The following is an 18119-nucleotide window of genomic DNA, read 5'->3' on the forward strand; positions in this document are numbered from 1 at the left end:
GGCTGGCGCGGATGGCGCGGACAAGACGCTGGTGGGCTATTACACGGGTGCGGCGGAGGCGGCGGAGCTGTCGGCGCACCTGGCCGAACGGGTGCCGGACTACGCGCTGCCGCAACGCCTCGCGCGCGTGGATGCGCTGCCGGTGAACCAGAACGGAAAAGTCGATCGAAAGGACCTGGAGGCAAGGGGGCTGCCCGCGATCCCACGTGACGCGCAGGACGAGCACACAGCCCCGGAGGGCCCGGTCGAAGAGCGCCTTGCCGAGATCTGGACCAGCGTCCTGGGCCTCGAACAGGTGGACGCGACCACCAGTTTCTTCGAGCTTGGCGGCCATTCGCTTCTGGCGGTCCGGCTGTTTGACAGGATCCGGACCGAATTCGGCGCCGACCTGCCGATTTCGACCCTGTTCCGGCACCAGACCATCCGCGATCTGGGCAGGCTTCTGTCGATGCCCGCTGTGGCGGCGGTATCGGAGACGGCTCTGACCACGGGCGCGGATGCCACGACGACCCGGGTGGTCGACCGGACGGCGGATTGGGACACTTCGGTGGTGATCCATCCCGGCCCCGGAGCAGATGCGGATCTGCCGTTCTTCGTGGTTGGCGGGATCGGTGGCAACGTCAACAACCTCTATGATCTGGCGCAATGGCTAGGGCGGACCCGCCCCGTTGTCGGGTTCCAGACCCGGGGTGTGCTTGGCCATACGCCGCGCGACACGATCGAAGAGATGGCGACAGAAAACATCCGCTACATGCGTCAACATCAGCCGCAGGGCCCCTATGTGATCGCGGGCTATTCCGGTGGTGCGCTGACCGCGTTCGAGATGGTGCGCCAGCTCGAAGCCGCCGGTGAGACGGTGCGCCAGATGCTGGTGCTGGATACTTACGCGCCGGGTTTTGCCAAAGATTTCATCCCCAATATCCGCGTCACCAAGGGCGAGCGGTTGCTGGATGAATGGCAGCAGATCCAGAGCGAAGGTGTGGGCCGGTTCCTGTCCCGCTTGCGGCAATGGGCGCAGTTCAAGCTGTATCAGGGGCCGTTGAAGGGGCTCTTGCGCAGCTATGACCTGTCGCTTTACCGGCACCGGGTCATGGAAGAGACCTGGTCCGCTGCCGCGCGCCGCTATGAGGTCGAGGTCGTGCTGAAAGCCCCGATTGCGCTGTTCTATACGCCGCCGCGGCGGTTGCTGGACCGGATTGCCCTGTCCGAGGATCAGACGCTTGGCTGGGGCAATGTCACCGGCGCGGGTCAGGTCCAGGCCACGATGGTCACCGGGGATCACAACTCGATGCTGGTGGGGCCCAATGCCGAAAGCCTTGCGCGGCGGCTTGAAAAGATCATCGGAGCCGCGGGAGCAGGGCGATGAACGCCGCGATGAGGCTTGCCCCGCTGCCGCCTGTAGTCGGGCACCTGACCGGGGTGGCTGATGTGGCGCTGTTCACCTGCGATCTCGATGCGGGCGGGGCGGCGGGATTGGCCGCGGACCGGGCGTTGCTGGCGCCCGACGAGCACGCGCGCGCGGACCGTTTCCACTTTGACCGCGACCGGGAGCGCTACATTCGGGGCCGCGCGTTCATGCGTCGTCGGCTGGCCGAGGTGACCGGGCGTGCCGCGCAGGCGTTGCCATTGGTCGACGGCCCCTGGGGCAAGCCCGCGTTGCGCGATGGGGCGGTGGCGTTCAACCTGTCGCACAGCGGGGCGCTGGCGGTGCTTGCGATCAGCCGGGCCGGGCCGGTGGGCATCGACGTGGAACGGATCGACCGCACGATTGATGTGCCGGGCCTGTCGCAGAGTTGTTTTCTACCGGCCGAACGTGCCGTGCTCGACGCGCTTGAGCCCGACGCCCGCCAGCGCCGGTTCTTCGCGTTCTGGACCGCGAAAGAGGCGGTGATGAAACGGACGGGGCAGGGCATGTCGCTCCCGCCGTTGGAGATTGCCTTGCAGCTAGAGCAAGGCTGGCCTGTGGCGGGTCTGCCGGTTGGGGCCGGTGATCCCGGCGACACGCAGCACAGCGGATCGGGGGCGCCGGTGGCGCTGATCTATCCCGATCTGGAAGGGTGCGACGCGATCTGCTGTCTCGCCCAGGCGCCCGAGCCTGCGCCTTCTATCCCCCTGATCCAAAAAGGAAAGAACTAAGGCGCAAAACAGTACCATCAACAAGTATAACGGGTTTTTAAAATGATTGATTTTATCAGACGAAATGAAATTTGGGTCTTTTTCGCGACCATTGTCCTTGCCAATTCGATCTTCGTCGGCGCGATCAAATTCGGTCTTCTGCCAATGGGCCTTTATGGCCACGGCCGCTTCCTTTTGCTGGGGGGGGTGTTGTTTGCCATCGTGATGCTGGCCCGCGGCGCGGGCGGGATCGGCGAGCTGCTGCGCCCGATGTTGAAATGGCGGGTCTCGCCGATCTGGTACCTGGTGGCGATCTTCTGGGGCGCGGCGAATATGGTGCTGTTCCTGGTCGGCAAGGGCGTGGTGACAGGCAATGGCCTGTCGGAGGTCACGGCCAATTTCAACCTGGTCACGCGCCCGGGTTTTCTGCTGACGCTGTTCGTGGGTTCGTTCGTCGGAGAGATCGTCTGGATCAGCTATTCGGTGCGCAAGCTGTCGGACCATTTCACGGTCTATATGGCGGCGATGATCACGGGCGTTGTCTGGACCCTGTGGTGGATGCCGATGGTTGTTCTCAACGTCGGGATTTTGCCGGATCTGCCGTTCCTGGCGCTCTTGATCAACCAATGCGGCGTCGCGGCCGTGGCGGCGTTCCTGTACTGGCACACGCGCAGCGGTCTGGTGGTTCTGATCGGGCAGTTTCTGTTCAATGCGGGGCTTCTGGTGTTCCCTGTGGCCCCGACAACGGGGGGAATCCCTACCTATTACGCCTTCGCCGTGACTTTCTTCATCACCACGCTTCTGCTTTATCTGGTGAAGGGTCCGAAGCCGCTTTTCGGGCGCCGGGTTGCGACCAGACAGATAGTGGTCTGATGCCATAGCATGAGACCTTTGTGTGCATGGCGATTTTCGGGGTTTTGCCCGATTATTGCCATGCATGCCGCGCTATAAGTCGCGGGACCGCGCCCAAGCTGAGGAATGTAAGACGTGCAAGCGATTTTTTGTGGAAACGGTACCCTGCTGATCCAATGTGCGGAGGCTTTTCGTGAGGCTGGCGGCACAGTTACGGCGGTCATCTCGGCTGACATGCGGATCCAGTCCTGGGCCGAGCAGAACGGCACCCCGCTTTGGGGCACGCCCGAAGCCCCCGCCTTGCCCGCCGATGCGTCGGGTGTCGATTACCTGTTCAGCGTGGCCAACCTGTCGGTGCTGTCGGCGGATCTGCTGGCCCGTGCGCGGCGCGCGGCGATCAATTTCCACGATGGCCCTCTGCCCGATATGGCCGGGCTCAATGCGCCGGCCTGGGCCCTGATCGAGGGACGCACACGCCACGCCATCACCTGGCACGAGATGGTCGAAAAGGTCGATGCTGGCGGGATCTACCGCAGCGCGGCGTTCGACATCCTGCCGACGGACACGGCCTTCAGCCTCAACGCCAAATGTTATGAGGCCGGGCTGGAGACGTTCCGCGCCCTGGTGCCCGATCTGATCGCGGGTGCCGCGCAGACCATGCCGATGCAGGGCGAGCGGCATTGGTATGGCCGCGCGAAACGGCCCGAGACTCTGGGCGTTCTGGATTTCACGCGCCCGGCGGCCGAGCTGTGCCGTCTGGTGCGGGGCCTTGATTTCGGTGGCTACGAGAACCCGCTTGGCGCGGCGAAGATTGCGACCCCTGCGGGTGTGGTGACCGTGACCCGGCTTGAGATCGGCGCGGATTCCGTTGCGGGGCCTGCCGGTCGTATCCTGTCGGTCGAGGCCGGTGCGCTGGTTGTGGCCGCGGGGGATCATCCGGTGACCCTATCGGGCCTGTCGACCCTATCGGGCCTGTCGACCCTATCAGGCGCTGCGTTTGATCCGGTCGCAGCGGGGCTTGCCGTGGGCCAGGAGCTGACCCGGCCAGAGGCACTTGAAAGCGATCTGTTGCGCGCGGTGGGCCGGGACGAGGCGATCTGGGAGGCCGTGCTGACGCAGGCCGCTCCGACCGTGCCGCCTTATCCGATGCAACATGGGCCCGGGACCGCTCCCATCAGCGCAAGCTTGGCGATCCCCGATCTTCCGGCGGACCAGCTTGCGGCGGGCTTCCTGGCCTGGTCGGCGGGCCTGAGCGGCGCGGAGGCTGCAACGATTGCGTTGCGCGGGCCTGCCACGGGCCATCCCGCCCTGTCGGATCTGCGCCCCGTGACGGTGGCGCTGGATCCCGCCACCAGCGCGGCCGACCTGACCGCGGGCCTGAAGGCCGCGCGCGAGGCGGCCCTGACCCGTGCGCCGATGGCGGCGGATCTGGCGCAACGCCTGCCCGATCGCAATGTGCGGGACCGGGCCCTGCAGGCGCTTCGCCTGATCTGGGCCGAGACGGGCGCGGATGCCGAGGCCCTTGGTGCGGGCGATCTGGCGCTGGTCACGGATGTTCCGCGGCTGGTTGCGCGCGGCGGGCTCTTCGCGCCAGAGGTGCTGCAGGCGATGGCCGGGCATCTAAGCGCTTACCTGACCCGTTTCGCCGGAGATATGTCGCTTGGCGCGCTGCCGTTATCAGCCGCTTCGGCCTTTGCCGAGCGTCGCGACGAGGCCTTCGAGCGTGACGACCGCATCGAGGCCGCGATTGCGCGGATCGCCGCAAGTCGGCCCGATGCCCCGGCGCTGGAAGCGGGCGCCACGAAGATGTCCTTCGCCGAGCTTGATGCCCGCGCCACCAGCCTGGCGGGTGCCTTGGCCGAGCGCGGTGCAGGGCCGCAAACCGTGGTCGGCCTGTGTCTGGAGCGCGGCGCCGATCTTGTGGTGGCGATGCTGGCCATTCTGAAGACCGGGGCGGCCTATCTGCCGCTCGACCCGGCCTATCCGGCGGACCGGATCGCCTACATGATCGAGGATAGCGGCGCGCCGCTGATCGTGGCCTCGGACCGTGCGGTGGCGCATCTGGGTCTGGACCCGGCCCGCGTGATCTCGCCCGGTGCCGAAGGGCAGGGGGCCTTTACCCCCGGCGGGGCAAGCGATCTGGCCTATCTGATCTACACTTCCGGCTCGACCGGGCAGCCCAAGGGCGTGATGATCCCGCATCGCACGGTGATGAATTTCTTCACCGGCATGGATGAAATGGTGCCGCTGGCCGATGGCGCGCGGCTTCTGGCGGTGACCTCCGTCAGCTTCGACATCTCGGTGCTGGAGATCTTCTGGACGCTGGCACGCGGCGCGACGCTGGTGTTGCAGACCGATGGCGCGGCGGAAAGCCAGCTTCCGGATTTCTCGCTGTTCTACTTCGCCTCCGAGGCGGCTGGCACGGGCCACCATGCCTACCGGTTGCTGCGCGAAGGCGCGGTCTTTGCCGACAACAACGGCTTTTCCGCCATCTGGACGCCCGAGCGGCATTTCCATGCTTTCGGCGGTCTTTATCCCAACCCCGCGATCAGTTCCGCCGCGCTTACGGGCATGACCAAAAACGTGCAATTGCGCGCGGGCTCGTCGGTGGCGCCCCTACATCACCCGGTCCGCGTGGCCGAGGATTGGGCGCTGGTCGACAACCTGTCGAACGGGCGCGCGGGCATGGCGATCGCCTCGGGCTGGCAGCCCAATGATTTCATCGTCCGCCCCGAGGCGTTTGCCGATCGCAAGGACCGGATGCTGGAAGCGGTGGAGACGTTGCGCAAGCTCTGGCGCGGAGAGCCGATGAGTTTTCCGGGCCATGACGGCAAGCCGGTCGAGATCGAAATCCACCCCAAGCCGATGCAGGAGAACATGCCCCTGTGGTTGACCGCGGCGGGCAATCCCGAGACCTTCGCCGCCGCCGCGCGTCTGGGATGCGGGGTGCTGACCCACCTTCTGGGCCAGACCTTCGAAGAGGTGGCCGAGAAGATCAAAGCCTACCGCGTCGCCTGGCGTGAGGCGGGCCATCCGGGCACCGGCAACGTGGTGTTGATGTTGCATACGTTCGTGGCCGACGATGAGGATTTCGTGCGCGAAACCGCGCGCGGACCGATGAAGGGCTACCTGAAATCCGCCGTCGATCTGGTGCGCCGGGCGTCTTGGACCTTCCCGACCATCGTCGAGCGCGCCGAAAGCAAGGGCGTCAGCCCGCAGGAGATGTTCGAACAGGAAGACCTGTCGCCCGAAGATCTCGACCAGCTGCTCGACCATGCGTTCGAGCGCTATTACCGGACCTCGGGCCTGTTCGGCACGCCCGAGAGCGCCAAGGAGATCGTGCGCCGCGTCGCCGAGATCGGCGTCGATGAGATCGCCTGCCTGATCGATTTCGGCATCGACACCGACACGGTCATGGACCACCTGCCGCAGATCCGCGCGCTGATGACGGCGCTGGAAGAAGAAGGCGGGGTGGGCCGGCGCGCCTCGGTCGCCGAGGAAATCGTCGAACGCGAGATCACGCATCTGCAATGCACGCCGTCGATGGCCTCGTTCCTGACGGCGGATGCACCCGGGCGCACGGCGCTTGGCCGGCTTGAGGTTCTGATGGTGGGGGGCGAGGCTTTGCCGCCGGATCTGGCCGCGGGCCTGCGCGGGGCGATGTCGGGGACGTTGTTGAACATGTACGGGCCGACGGAAACCACGATCTGGTCCACCGTTGCGCGCCTCGATGAGGTGGGTGAACGGATCCCGCTTGGCCAGCCGATTGCGAATACGGCCCTGTCGGTGCGCAATCCCGGCGGGCAGGCGTTGCCCGATCTGGTCGAAGGCGAATTGTGGATCGGTGGCGAGGGTCTGGCGCAGGGCTATTGGCAGCGCCCGGACCTGACCGCAGAGCGTTTCGTCGAAACACCCGAGGGCCGGTTCTACCGCACCGGCGATCTGGTGCGCAGCCATCCCGATGGCACGCTGGATTACCTTGGCCGGATCGACAATCAGGTGAAGATCCGCGGCCACCGGATCGAGTTGGGCGAGATCGAAGCCGCCCTGGCCGAGCAGCCAAGCGTTGCGGCTGCGGCCCTGCGGGCGGTGACCTTCGGCGAGGGCGACACGCGGCTGGTGGGCTATGTCACGCCAAGCGGCGCGGCCGCCCCCGATCCCGATGCCCTGCGCGCGGCGCTGGCGCTGCGCCTGCCCGAGATCATGCTGCCGGCCCGGATCGTGGTGCTGGATCAGATGCCGTTGACGCCCAATGGCAAGATCGACCGCAAGGCGCTTCCCGATCCCACTGCCAGCACCGCGCGCGCGCCTGCCGTGGCCGCCGAAAGCGATATCGAAGCCTCGATTGCGTCGATCTGGTGCGAGGCCCTGGGCTTGCCTGAAGTGTCGGTTGTCGATAATTTCTTCGACCTCGGCGGGCATTCCCTCTTGGTGGTGCAGGTTCAGCGGCGCATCAAGGAAAGTATTGGGCGGGACGTCGCGATCACCGATGTCTTCCGCTTCCCGACAATCCGCGCGTTGGCCGAACACCTTTCGGGGTCTTCGGTCGATAAGCCCAGTGCCGCCAGTAGGGGGTCGGCACGGGCCGCTGCGCGTTTGGCCCGCATGAGACAACGATAGGGCGCGACGACCATTACAGCACCGGTACAGAAACGATGAATGATCAAAGTGTTCCCGAACACGGCATTGCGGTTGTCGGGCGTGCAGGACGGTTCCCTGCCGCGCGCAACGTGTCCGATTTTTGGGACATGCTTGCCGCAAAGCGCACGGCCACGACCTGGCTTTCGGACGGTGATCTGCTGGCGGCTGGCGTATCGCGTCGTGCGCTTGCCGATCCAAATTATGTCAAGGCGGCGCAGATTCTGCCGGGAATGGATCGCTTCGATGCCGGGTTCTGGGGCTTCTCGCCGCGCGATGCGCAGATCCTCGACCCGCAGCATCGGCATTTCCTTGAGACCTCATGGGAGGCGCTGGAGGATGCCGGTCATATGCCGGAGGATTTCGACGGGCGCGTGGGTGTCTTCGCGGGCTCGGGCATGCAGGCCTACATGGCCTTCAATCTGCTGTCCAATCCCGCCCTGGTCGACGAGATCGGCCTGTTCCTGTTGCGCCACACCGGCAACGACAAGGATTTCCTGCCGACGCGGTTGTCGTATCTTCTGAACCTGACCGGCCCGTCGGTTGCGGTGCAGACCGCCTGTTCGACCTCGCTTGTGGCCGTGCATATGGGCGTCAATTCCCTGCTGAACATGGAATGCGACATGGCGATCGCGGGTGGTGTCACGATCGAGCTGCCCCACAACGTGGGCTACCGTTATGAACCCGGCGAGATCCTGTCGCCTGACGGCCTGTGCCGGGCCTTCGACGATGACAGCCAGGGCACCGTCTTTGGCTCGGGTGCTGCGGTCGTGGTGTTGCGGCGTCTGGCGGATGCGCTGGCCGATGGTGATGACATCAAGGCGGTCATCCTGGGCTCGGCGATCAACAACGACGGCGCGGGCAAGGCCAGCTACCTGGCCCCTTCCGTCGATGGTCAGGCCGAGGCCGCCGCCGAAGCGGTGGCGATTGCGGGGGTGGAACCGGCCTCCATCAGCTATATCGAGGCCCATGGCACCGGCACGCCGATCGGCGACCCGATCGAGCTTTCGGCCCTGGGCGAGGTCTATGCAGAGGCCGCGCCGGGTTCCATCGGGATCGGGTCGGTCAAGACCAACATCGGCCATCTCGATACGGCTGCAGGCGCCGCGAGCCTGATCAAGGTGGTCGAGGCGATGCGCCACAAGACCTTGCCGGCGAGCCTGCATTTCAACACCCCCAACAGCCGCTATGACTGGTCCGGCGGGCCGTTCAACGTGGTCTCCGATACCCGCCCCTGGGACAGTGCCGGGCCGCGCCGCGCCGCAATCAACTCGCTGGGTGTGGGCGGAACCAACGCACATGTCGTCGTGCAGGAGGCCCCGGCGCGATCCGTGCCCCATGCCCCGACGTCTGAGGGTTGGCGGCTTTATCCGTTCTCTGCCCGCACCCACGACGCGTTGGAGCGCACGGCCGAGAAATGGGCCGGGTTCCTGGCCGATCCCGACGCACCTGCGGGGGCCGATATCGCCTTCACCCTGCGCGAAGGGCGGCGCAAGTTTCCCGAACGGATGGCGGTGGCCGCCGACAGCCATGCGGCCCTGTCCGAGGGCATGGGCGCGCGGGTCACGGGCGCGCGCCAAAGCGGCACCGCCGCCGAACGTCCGCCGCGCATCGTGTTCCTCTTCCCCGGTGGCGGCGCGCAATACCCCGGCGCGGGGTCCGAGATGATGGCTGCCGAGCCCGTCTTCGCCGAGGCTGTGGAGGCCTGTTTCGCGGCGCTGCCCGATCTCGCCCCGGAGGACCTGCGCGAGATGATGTTCGACCGCGATCTGTCGGATACCGAGGCCCGCGACAAGCTGGGGCAATCCGATTACGCGATCCCGGCGCTGTTCATCCTCGAATATGCCTATGCGCGGCTTTGGCAGAGCTGGGGGATCACGCCCGATATGATCTTCGCCCATTCTGTTGGCGAATATGCGGCGGCTGTGGTGGCCGGGGCGATGGGTCTTGAAGATGCGATGGCCGTGGTGAGCTTGCGCGGACGCGTCATGGAGGATGCGCCGAAAGGGGCGATGACAACCATTCCGTTCTGTGCCGAGGCCGCCGGGCGTTACCTGGGCGAGGATCTGGATATCGCCGCGATCAATTCGGCCCATTCGACCGTGGTTTCGGGCCGCCTGCCGGATATCGAGGCGCTGGAGGCGCGGCTGGAGGGCGAAGGCCACGACGCGCGGCGTATACACATTGATGTGGCCGCCCATTCGCGCCAGCTCGACGGTCAGCTTGAGCGGTTCCGGGACGGGTTCGAGGGTGTAACCTTCTCCGAGCCGACGATTCCGATGGTCTCGTCGCTGCGCGGCGGCCCGCGGGAGGGGGATGATTTCACCTCCGCCGATTACTGGGTCCGACATCTGCGCCACACGGTGCGGTTCACCGATGCGATGCAGGCGGCCCTGTCCGAGCCCGATTGTGTGGTGATCGAAGTGGGCCCCGGTCAGACGCTGGGGCCGCTGGTGGAGGCCGCAGATCTGGCCCATCCACCGCGTGCGATCCTGCCATCTGCGCCGCGTCCGCGCGATGATGATCATGAAATGGCCGTGGCGCTGGCCGCGGCGGGCGGGCTCTGGACGCAGGGCTGGCCGCTTGATTTCGCGCGCCTTCCGGGCGGGGCTGCGGGCCGGCGTGTGTCGATGCCGACCTATGCCTTTGATCAGACCCGGCACTGGATTGCGCCGGGACAGGGGGCGTCTGCCACCGCCGAGGACGCGGCGGATGAGGTGCTGCTGCTGGAGCGGATTGCCGATCCGGCGAACTGGATCGAGGCGCTTGGTTGGGACAACGGCCCGGCCCTGCCCGCCGCCGCGCTCTCCGGCACCCGCTGGCTGGTGCTGGCGGGCGATGATCCGGTGTCCGACGCGGCGCTTGCGGCCCTGCGGGAGGGCGGCGCGCATGTCGTCACCGCGCGGCAGGGGGCGGGTTTTGCCAACGGTGCGGACGGGATTGTTCTGAACCCCGGCATGCCGGAGGATTTCGAGGCGCTTGTCGATGCGCTGCCCGAGCCGCCGACCCATATCCTGTCGCTCTGGGGGCTTGGCGATGAGGCCCCCTTCGGGGCGGTCTACCTGCTGGCGCGTGCGCTGCAACTGGCCGATGCCGGGGCCGGGTGCCGCATGGTTCTGGCTGCGCCTGCCGGGCGGGCCGAGGCGGCGGCGCTGCTGGGTCCGGTGCGGGTTGCCCCACGCGAAGTGCCGGGGCTTTCGGCGGCGTTGGTCGAATTGTCTGCCCCGGCTGATGCCGCATTGGTCCCGGCCCTCATCGCCGAGGCGCTGGCCGATGGCACAACCGCCCCCGATCATGTCCGGCTCGGGCCCGAGGGCACCCGGGCGCTGCGGCGCCGGGCTGCGGCGCCCCATGGCGGGGCCGAGGGTTTGCCCGCGCGTCTGCGGCAGGGAGGTATATACGTTTTGACCGGCGGGTCGGGTGGCATCGGGCAACAGATGGCGCGCTGGCTGGTCGAGGTGGCCGGGGCGAAGGTCGCACTGCTGTCGCGGAGCGCGACGGAAGATCCCGCGCTTGAGGCCGAGATCGCCGATCTGGGCGGCGCGCTGATGCATGTGGCCGCGGATGTCACGGACCACGACAGCCTTGCCGCCGCCCTGGATGCGGTGCGTGCGCGCTTTGGCGAGATCACCGGCGTGATCCACGGGGCCGGGCGCATCGACGACCGCCCGTTGTCATCGAAATCCCTGACCGAGGCCGAGGCGGTTCTGGCCCCGAAACTGACCGGTGCGCGCCATCTCGATACGCTTCTGCCCGAAGGCAGCGTTGATCTGTTCTGTGTCATCTCTTCGTCTTCTGTGGTGATCGGTGGTGCGGGGCAGGCCGATTACGCCGGAGCGAATGCAGCGCTTGAGGCACTGGCCGCAGCCCGCGCTGATGGCCTGTCCATTGCCTGGGGTGTGTGGCGCGATACCGGCATGGCCGCGCGCGAATACGGCGCCGGCGAAGAGGTGGCCGCACCGCCGCCGGGCCAGCGTCACGACGATGCGGGCGGCGTGATCCGCTTCGAGACGCGCCTTGATCCCGACAGCGATTGGCGCCTGACCGGCCATCTGGTTGCGGGTCAGCCGATTTTCCCGGGCACGGGGTTCATGGATCTGGCCTATGCCGGGGCACGCGCGATCTGGCCCGACGGGCCGATCACCCTGGACGAGGTCTCCTTTGAGGAGGCGATGAGCTTTGCCGATGGCCTGCCCCGCCGCGTCACCTTGCAGCTGGAGCCCGAGGGCGATGGCTATGCGGCGTCGATCCTGAGCCGGGTCGGCCCCGAAGATCCCGTGCGCCATGTCAGCCTGCGCTTGCGTGCAGCGGCAGAGACTCCGAGCCCGCCTGAAAGCCTGGTCGGTCCCGCCCCCGACACCCAGGTCGAGGATCTGCATCAGGCGGTGCAGGAAGGGCTGATCGACTTTGGCCCGCGCTGGAAGGCCTTGCAGGATTTGCACCTGTCCCCCGATGGCACGATCGCCGAAGGCCGCTTTGTGCTGGCCCCTGATTTTGTTGCCGATCTCGATGCCCATCCGCTACATCCCGCGCTGCTCGACATGGCGTGGACGGTGGGCCTGTCCGTCTTGCCCGAGGCCGAGCGGAGTGGCGTGGTCTATGTACCGATGTCGCTGGGGGGCGCCCATATCGCAGGCCCCTTACCCGCAAATGTGACCGCGCGCGCCGTGCGCACCGGCGGAGAGCCGGGCCGTCTGGCGCGTTTCGCCGTCAGCCTCACCGATGCGACCGGGCAGGTGGTCGCGGTGCTTGAGGATTTCGCGCTTTGGGCCGTGCCTGGTGGCGCGCTGGCCGCCGAGACCGATCTGCCGCCACTGACGACACAGCTTCTGGCCACCGGGATCCGCAAGACCGAGGCCGCCGATGTGTTCGCCCGCGTCTTCGACCACCCCGAGTGTGCGTTGATCGTCTCGCCGGTGTCGCTTGATCTCGTGCGTCTGGCGATGGAAGAGATCCCGATGCAGGCCGAGGACGGCGCGCAGGGCTCGGGCGGCGAGATCGACGATCCGGTAACCGCCCAATTGGCCACGATCTGGTCGGAGATCCTTGGTGTGACCGGGATCGGGCCGGAGGATGAATTCTTCGCGCTTGGCGGTCATTCGTTGAACGCGGTGCGCATGTTCGGGCGGGTGAAGCGCGACATGGGTGTAAGCCTGCCCATCGCCACGCTCTTCGATGCACCGACGCTGTCTGCCCTGGCCGATGTCGTGGCCGCGGAAGGCGGTCTTGATCGGAGCACGCCGACGCAGGATGCAGGCGCTGCCCCATCGGCGGCGGCGGGAGCGGCGGTTCTGGCCGAGGATGTGCCTGCGCCGCAAGCGCGCCGTCTGCCGATGACAATTGGTCAGCGCGAGATCGCCGCCGCCCTCCTCGTCGATCCAGAGGCGGCGCGTGGCTATAACCTGAGTTTCAGCCTGGAGGTCCCGGCCTCCGTCGACACATGGGCGTTGCAAGGGGCCTTGCGCGATCTGGCGCTGCGCCATGATGTGCTGCGCGCGACCGTGGATCTTGAGGATCTGGCCCTCGATATCGCGGCGGAGGTCAATATTCCGCTGGAAACGGCGGATCTTTCGCACCTGACCGGACCCGGGCAGGCCGCCGCGCGCGATGCGCTGGTGGCCGAGCAGGGCGGACGCCTTATCGACCTCGCCCATGGGCCGGTCTTCCGGGCCCTGGCGATCCGGCTTGGCCCGACCCAAAGCGAGATTGTGCTCTGCTACCACCACCTGCTTTGCGATGGCTGGTCCACCGCCACCGTGTTGCGCGACCTTGTGGCCTTCTACGCCGCGCGCACGGCCGGCACAGCGCCAAACCTGCCCGCGTTGCAGCCGATCGACGATCTCATTGCGGCGGAAGCCGATTGGGACGGCAGCACTGAGGCTCAGGCCCACCGGGCCTATTGGCATGATCTTTTCGCCGATGGTGTGCCGGTGATGGAATTGCCGCTGGACCGCCCGCGCACGGCCCACACAAATTCACAGGCCGGGCAAGTGGTCTTGCGCCTGCCGCCCGATCTCGAAGCCGCGCTGCGCCGCCGCGCACGGGCTGCGGGGGTCACGCCGGCGCATGTGATCTTTGCGGCGTATAACCTGCTGCTGTCCCGCATTCTGGGTGAGACGCAAACGGTGCTTGGCCTGCCCAATGCGGGCCAGCTTGTCCATGGGCTCGATTCCGTCGTGGCCCATAGCGTGAATTTCCTGTGCCCGGTGTTCGAAGCCGACCCCAAGATGACCACGGATGGCTATCTTACCGATGTCTATCGGCGCCTTGTGATGGCCTCGGATCATCAGGGCTATGCCTATGCGGATCTGGTCAGGGATCTGCAGGTGCCGCGCGATCCGGCGCGCATTCCGATCGTGCCGGTGGTCGTTAATATCGACAATCTCGCCTCCGAGACCATCACGCTCGACGGCCAGCCCCTGGGCATTCGGGTGAACCCCGCGGGCCATGAGCATTTCGAGATCTTCTTCAATATCTGGGACGGCGAGGGCCGGGTCGAGCTGACCTGGAGCTACCTGTCGGACCTGTTCTCGGACGCGGCGATTGCGCTGCAGGCCGATACCATGGCGCAGCTGTTGGCCGAGATCTGCGACCGGCCGGGCGACGCGCCCCTGTCGGATCTGTTGCGCGGCCGGACCGATGTTCCGGCCAGCGGCAGCTTCAACGATCCCGGCGCTGCGGGCCCTCAGGATATCGCAGTGATCTTCCGCGATGTGGCGGCGCGATTCCGCGACAAGATCGCGCTGCGGTTCGGGGATGTGGCGATGGATTATGCCACGCTCGATGCGCGCTCCGATGCGCTGGCCGGGACGCTTGCCGCGCGCGGGATCGGGCCGGGGGATCTGGTTGGTATTCCGTCCGAGCGTCGGCCCGAGTTGGTGATTGCGGTGCTGGGGGCGCTGAAGGCGGGCGCGGGCTATGTGCCGTTCGATACCGCTTTGCCCGAGGCGCGGTTGCGCTTCATGGCCGAAGACACCGGGATCAAACTGCTGCTTGGTCGCCTGGACCCGGTCGAGGCCTGCGGCGTGCCGGTCCTTGGCCCGGAGCATTTCCCGCAGGACGGGGCCGCGCCGGACGTGGCGAACGCCCCCGATGCGGCGTCTTATGTGATGTTCACATCCGGGACCACCGGGACCCCCAAGGCCGTGGTGCAGACGCATCGTTCGGTGGTGCGCCTTCTGATCGACACCGATTGGATCGATCTGGGGCCCGAAACGGTAACGCTGCATTCCTCGGCCTTCGCCTTCGACACCTCAATCATCGATATCTTCGGGGCGCTCCTGCATGGCGGCACACTCGTGCTGCCGCCGCCGGGGCAATTATCCATCGGGGACTTATCGGACGCGATCGAAAGCCACCGGGTCAATACGCTGTGGTTGACCTCGGGTCTGTTCCATGCGGTCGCCGACACCCGGCCCGATGCCTTCGCGCAGGTCGGGCAGGTGATCGTTGGCGGCGACGTGGTCTCGCCGGTGCATGTGGGGCGGGTGATGGAGGCCTGTCCGGAGCTGATCGTGATCAACGGCTTCGGCCCGACCGAGACCCATGTCATCACCAGCCACCGCATCACCGCCGAGGATGTGGCCTCCGGCGCGGCCATCCCGATCGGGCGCGCCATTGCGGGGACGCAGATCTTCCTTGTCGATGCCAATGGCTGGCCGGTGCCGCCCGGCATCCCGGGCGAGATCGTGGCCGTGGGTCGCGGGGTTGCGAACGGATATTGGAACCGGCCTGAACTGACGGCGGAGAAATTCGGTGTCGTGCCGTGGGATCCGGATCTGCGATTGTACCGGACCGGCGATCTGGGCATGGATCCCGGCACCGGGGTGATCCGCTTCTTCGGCCGGATCGACACGCAGGTGAAGATCCGTGGCTTCCGGGTCGAGTTGGGAGAAATCGAAAGCACGCTGGAGGCCCATCCGGGTGTCGGGCAGGCGGTGGTCTCGGCGATCCTGCCCGAGGGGCAGACCGACCGGATCCTGGTGGCCCATGTGGTGGCCGAGGACCCGGCCCTGACCGTGGCGGCGCTGCAGGCGCATCTGCGCACATTGTTGCCTGAGTTCGCACAACCTTCCGCGCTGATGCTGATGGAGGCTTTGCCGCTGAACCAGAACGGCAAAGTCGACCGGCGCCAATTGCCCGCGCCGATGCTGGAAGACACCGCGGGCGGTCCGCCCGAAACCGAGACCGAGATCCGCCTGGCCAAGATCTGGTGCGAGATCCTCGGGATGAGCGAAATCGGAACAACCACAAGCTTCTTCGCGCTGGGGGGACATTCGTTGCTGGCGGTTCGGCTGTTTGACCGTATCCGCAGCACGTTCGGGGTCGATCTGCCGATTTCGACCCTGTTTCAGCACCAGACGCTGCGCGATCTGGCGCGCCATCTCGATGATATGGCCCCGGCTCAGCCCGTTGTTACAGGGGCAGGGGCAGCGGGTCAGACCCCCGGGCCAACGCCTGCCGCGCCGTCGGTCACCGCCGACGTTGCCACCGCACCCGATCCCGATGGGGCTTGGGATACATCGGTGGTCATTCATCCCGGGCCTGCGGGCACCGACGCGCGGCCGTTCTTCATCGTCGGTGGCATTGGCGGCAACGTGAACAACCTCTTCATCCTGGGTCAGCGGCTTGGTCAGGCGCGATCTGTGATCGGCTTCCAGACCCGCGGCGTTATGGGCCACAGGCCCCTCGACAACATCCCGGCGATGGCCGAGGACAACATCCGTTACCTCCGCACCCATCAACCCCATGGCCCCTATCTGATTGCGGGCTATTCCGGCGGTGCGCTGACCGCCCACGAGATGGTGCGTCAGCTCGAAGCCGCCGGTGAGATGGTGGAGCGTTTTGTCGTGCTCGACACGTTCGCGCCGGGATTTGCGACCAATTTCGTGCCCAATGTGAAGACGGGTCTGTGGTGGCGGATCAAGAACGAGGTTTCGCAATTGCGCGATGAAGGTCTGTCGGTTCTGGCCACCCGGTCCAAGGCGAAGCTGGCGACCGTTCTGGCGCGTGGGCCGCTTCGAGGACTGGTCCGCCATGTCAGCCTGTCGCATTACCGCTACGAAATCATGCGCCAGGTCTGGATCAAGGCCGCGCGGGGGTATGACGGCGGGCCGATTTCAGCACCGGTGAGCCTGTTCAAGACGTCACCCGTCACGCCGATCAAGAAGCTCGCTTTCGAGGCCGATCGCTCGCTTGGTTGGAAGGATGTCGTGCCCGATGGGGCGTTCGAGTTGATCATGGTTCCGGGCGATCACCGCTCGATGCTGACCGAGCCGCATGTGGACCCCCTGTCCGAGGAGATCGCGCAGGCGCTCACTCGGACACAGGCGACGGACGCGTAACCGCGTCGGTGAATTCGGCCATGGTCTCGACCAAGCCATGGCGCGCAAGATCGGCATGGCCCCCGTCCAGCAGGCGCAGGTCCCAGGGCGTTGGGGCGGCCTCGAAATTGGCGCGGGCTTCCTCAACCGGCACGGAGGCATCTGCGCGGCCATGCACGATCAGGACCGGCGCCTCGATGTTGCGCAGGTGATCGACGACGTCATAGCGTTCGCGCCACATCAACTGACAAAGCGGCGCGCCGCGATACCGGCGCTCGAAGAACAGACAGGTCCGGTGCGGCGCCGATTGCAGGATCACACCGGCGAAGGGCCGCGTCGCGGCCAGCCGGCTGCCGACCCCCGCGCCCAGGCTGTAGCCATGCAACACAAGCGCCTCGGGCGGCACGGACACCCCGACAATCGTGTCGAACTGATCATAAAGCGCGCGGGCATCGGCGGCGAAATTGACCTCCGACGGCTGTCCGGGGCTGCCTTGCGTGCCGCGGTACTGCATCATCACCATGCCATAGCCGTCGTCGATCAAGGGGGCGAACTGGGCCATGGATCTGCCGATGCTTGCGGCATTGCCGTGAAGGCTGAGGATCCAGGGCCGTCCCGGGGCCGCCTGCGCCACCCAGGCGCGGCCCGGATGGCCATCCTCGGAGGTGAACTCGACCACCTCGACCGTTTCCAGCCCGACATCGGCGGGGACCTCGGCTGTTGTCGGAAACCGATAGACCCCGAAGCGCTGGAACGCCCACAGGGCCAGCAAACAGACAAGGGCCAGCGCAATCAGACCGAGGGCGATGATCTTGAGGCTCTGGATCATGGCAGGCGTGCCGGAACGGGACAGGAAAGCGGGCAGGGCATCGGGACCTCGTTACAGGGCACCACAAGTGTCGCGGCCGGGGCTCTGCACGCGGCTCGAACAGGCCGCCCGGTGGCATTCGGTTGTTCGTAACCCTTCGTTAACGCTTCCATCCTAGATTTCCAAACTCTGATACCAAACCCGGAGCATGTCGGCCCAAGCCATATGCATCCGGTCGGCATCTCCCTTGTCCCTCGGGAGATCCGGTCATGTGCTCTTTTGCCCATAACCCAAACATTCCTGCGTTCAGGTCACCGGTCTCTACCGGCGGCCCGGTTGCGCGTGTGCTGCATGTGCTGCGGCCCATGACACCCGACCGATCG

Annotated in this window: 6 protein-coding genes; 5 read left to right on the forward strand and 1 reads right to left on the reverse strand. The window is 66.4% G+C overall.

What is annotated here, in order from left to right; all coding sequences use genetic code 11:
• From V8J83_RS18755 to V8J83_RS18775, 5 genes are all read left to right on the forward strand, one after another.
• The coding region (locus tag V8J83_RS18755) for a thioesterase domain-containing protein (RefSeq protein WP_339988040.1) at positions 1-1366 on the forward strand (1366 nt) is incomplete at its 5' end.
• Complete coding sequence (locus tag V8J83_RS18760) at positions 1363-2136, forward strand: 4'-phosphopantetheinyl transferase family protein (protein ID WP_339988041.1); 774 nt, start codon at positions 1363-1365, stop codon at positions 2134-2136. The genes V8J83_RS18755 and V8J83_RS18760, both read left to right, overlap by 4 nt.
• Before the next feature lie 42 nt (positions 2137-2178).
• Complete coding sequence (locus V8J83_RS18765; protein WP_339988043.1) at positions 2179-2988, forward strand: hypothetical protein; 810 nt, start codon at positions 2179-2181, stop codon at positions 2986-2988.
• Positions 2989-3102: 114 nt separating this feature from the next.
• Positions 3103-7587: a MupA/Atu3671 family FMN-dependent luciferase-like monooxygenase gene (locus V8J83_RS18770; protein ID WP_339988045.1), complete on the forward strand. Its 4485-nt coding sequence runs from the start codon at positions 3103-3105 to the stop codon at positions 7585-7587.
• A gap of 35 nt (positions 7588-7622) precedes the next feature.
• Complete coding sequence (locus tag V8J83_RS18775) at positions 7623-16949, forward strand: non-ribosomal peptide synthetase/type I polyketide synthase (RefSeq protein ID WP_339988046.1); 9327 nt, start codon at positions 7623-7625, stop codon at positions 16947-16949.
• Here the strand turns inward: V8J83_RS18775 and V8J83_RS18780 are convergent.
• On the reverse strand, positions 16921-17757 hold the full coding sequence (locus tag V8J83_RS18780) for an alpha/beta hydrolase (protein ID WP_339988047.1): 837 nt from the start codon (positions 17755-17757) through the stop codon (positions 16921-16923). The two genes, V8J83_RS18775 and V8J83_RS18780, sit on opposite strands and share 29 nt — an antisense overlap.
• Positions 17758-18119 lie beyond the last annotated feature (362 nt).

Origin of the sequence: Gymnodinialimonas ulvae (genome assembly GCF_037543845.1) — a bacterium.
Taxonomy (GTDB): domain Bacteria; phylum Pseudomonadota; class Alphaproteobacteria; order Rhodobacterales; family Rhodobacteraceae; genus Gymnodinialimonas; species Gymnodinialimonas ulvae.

Excerpts from the sequence above, each read along its gene's own strand:
- V8J83_RS18775 (WP_339988046.1), top strand. The coding sequence starts at position 7,623 with ATGAATGATCAAAGTGTTCCCGAACACGGCATTGCGGTTGTCGGGCGT.
- V8J83_RS18760 (WP_339988041.1), top strand. The coding sequence starts at position 1,363 with ATGAACGCCGCGATGAGGCTTGCCCCGCTGCCGCCTGTAGTCGGGCAC.
- V8J83_RS18765 (WP_339988043.1), top strand. The coding sequence starts at position 2,179 with ATGATTGATTTTATCAGACGAAATGAAATTTGGGTCTTTTTCGCGACC.
- V8J83_RS18780 (WP_339988047.1), bottom strand. The coding sequence starts at position 17,757 with ATGATCCAGAGCCTCAAGATCATCGCCCTCGGTCTGATTGCGCTGGCC.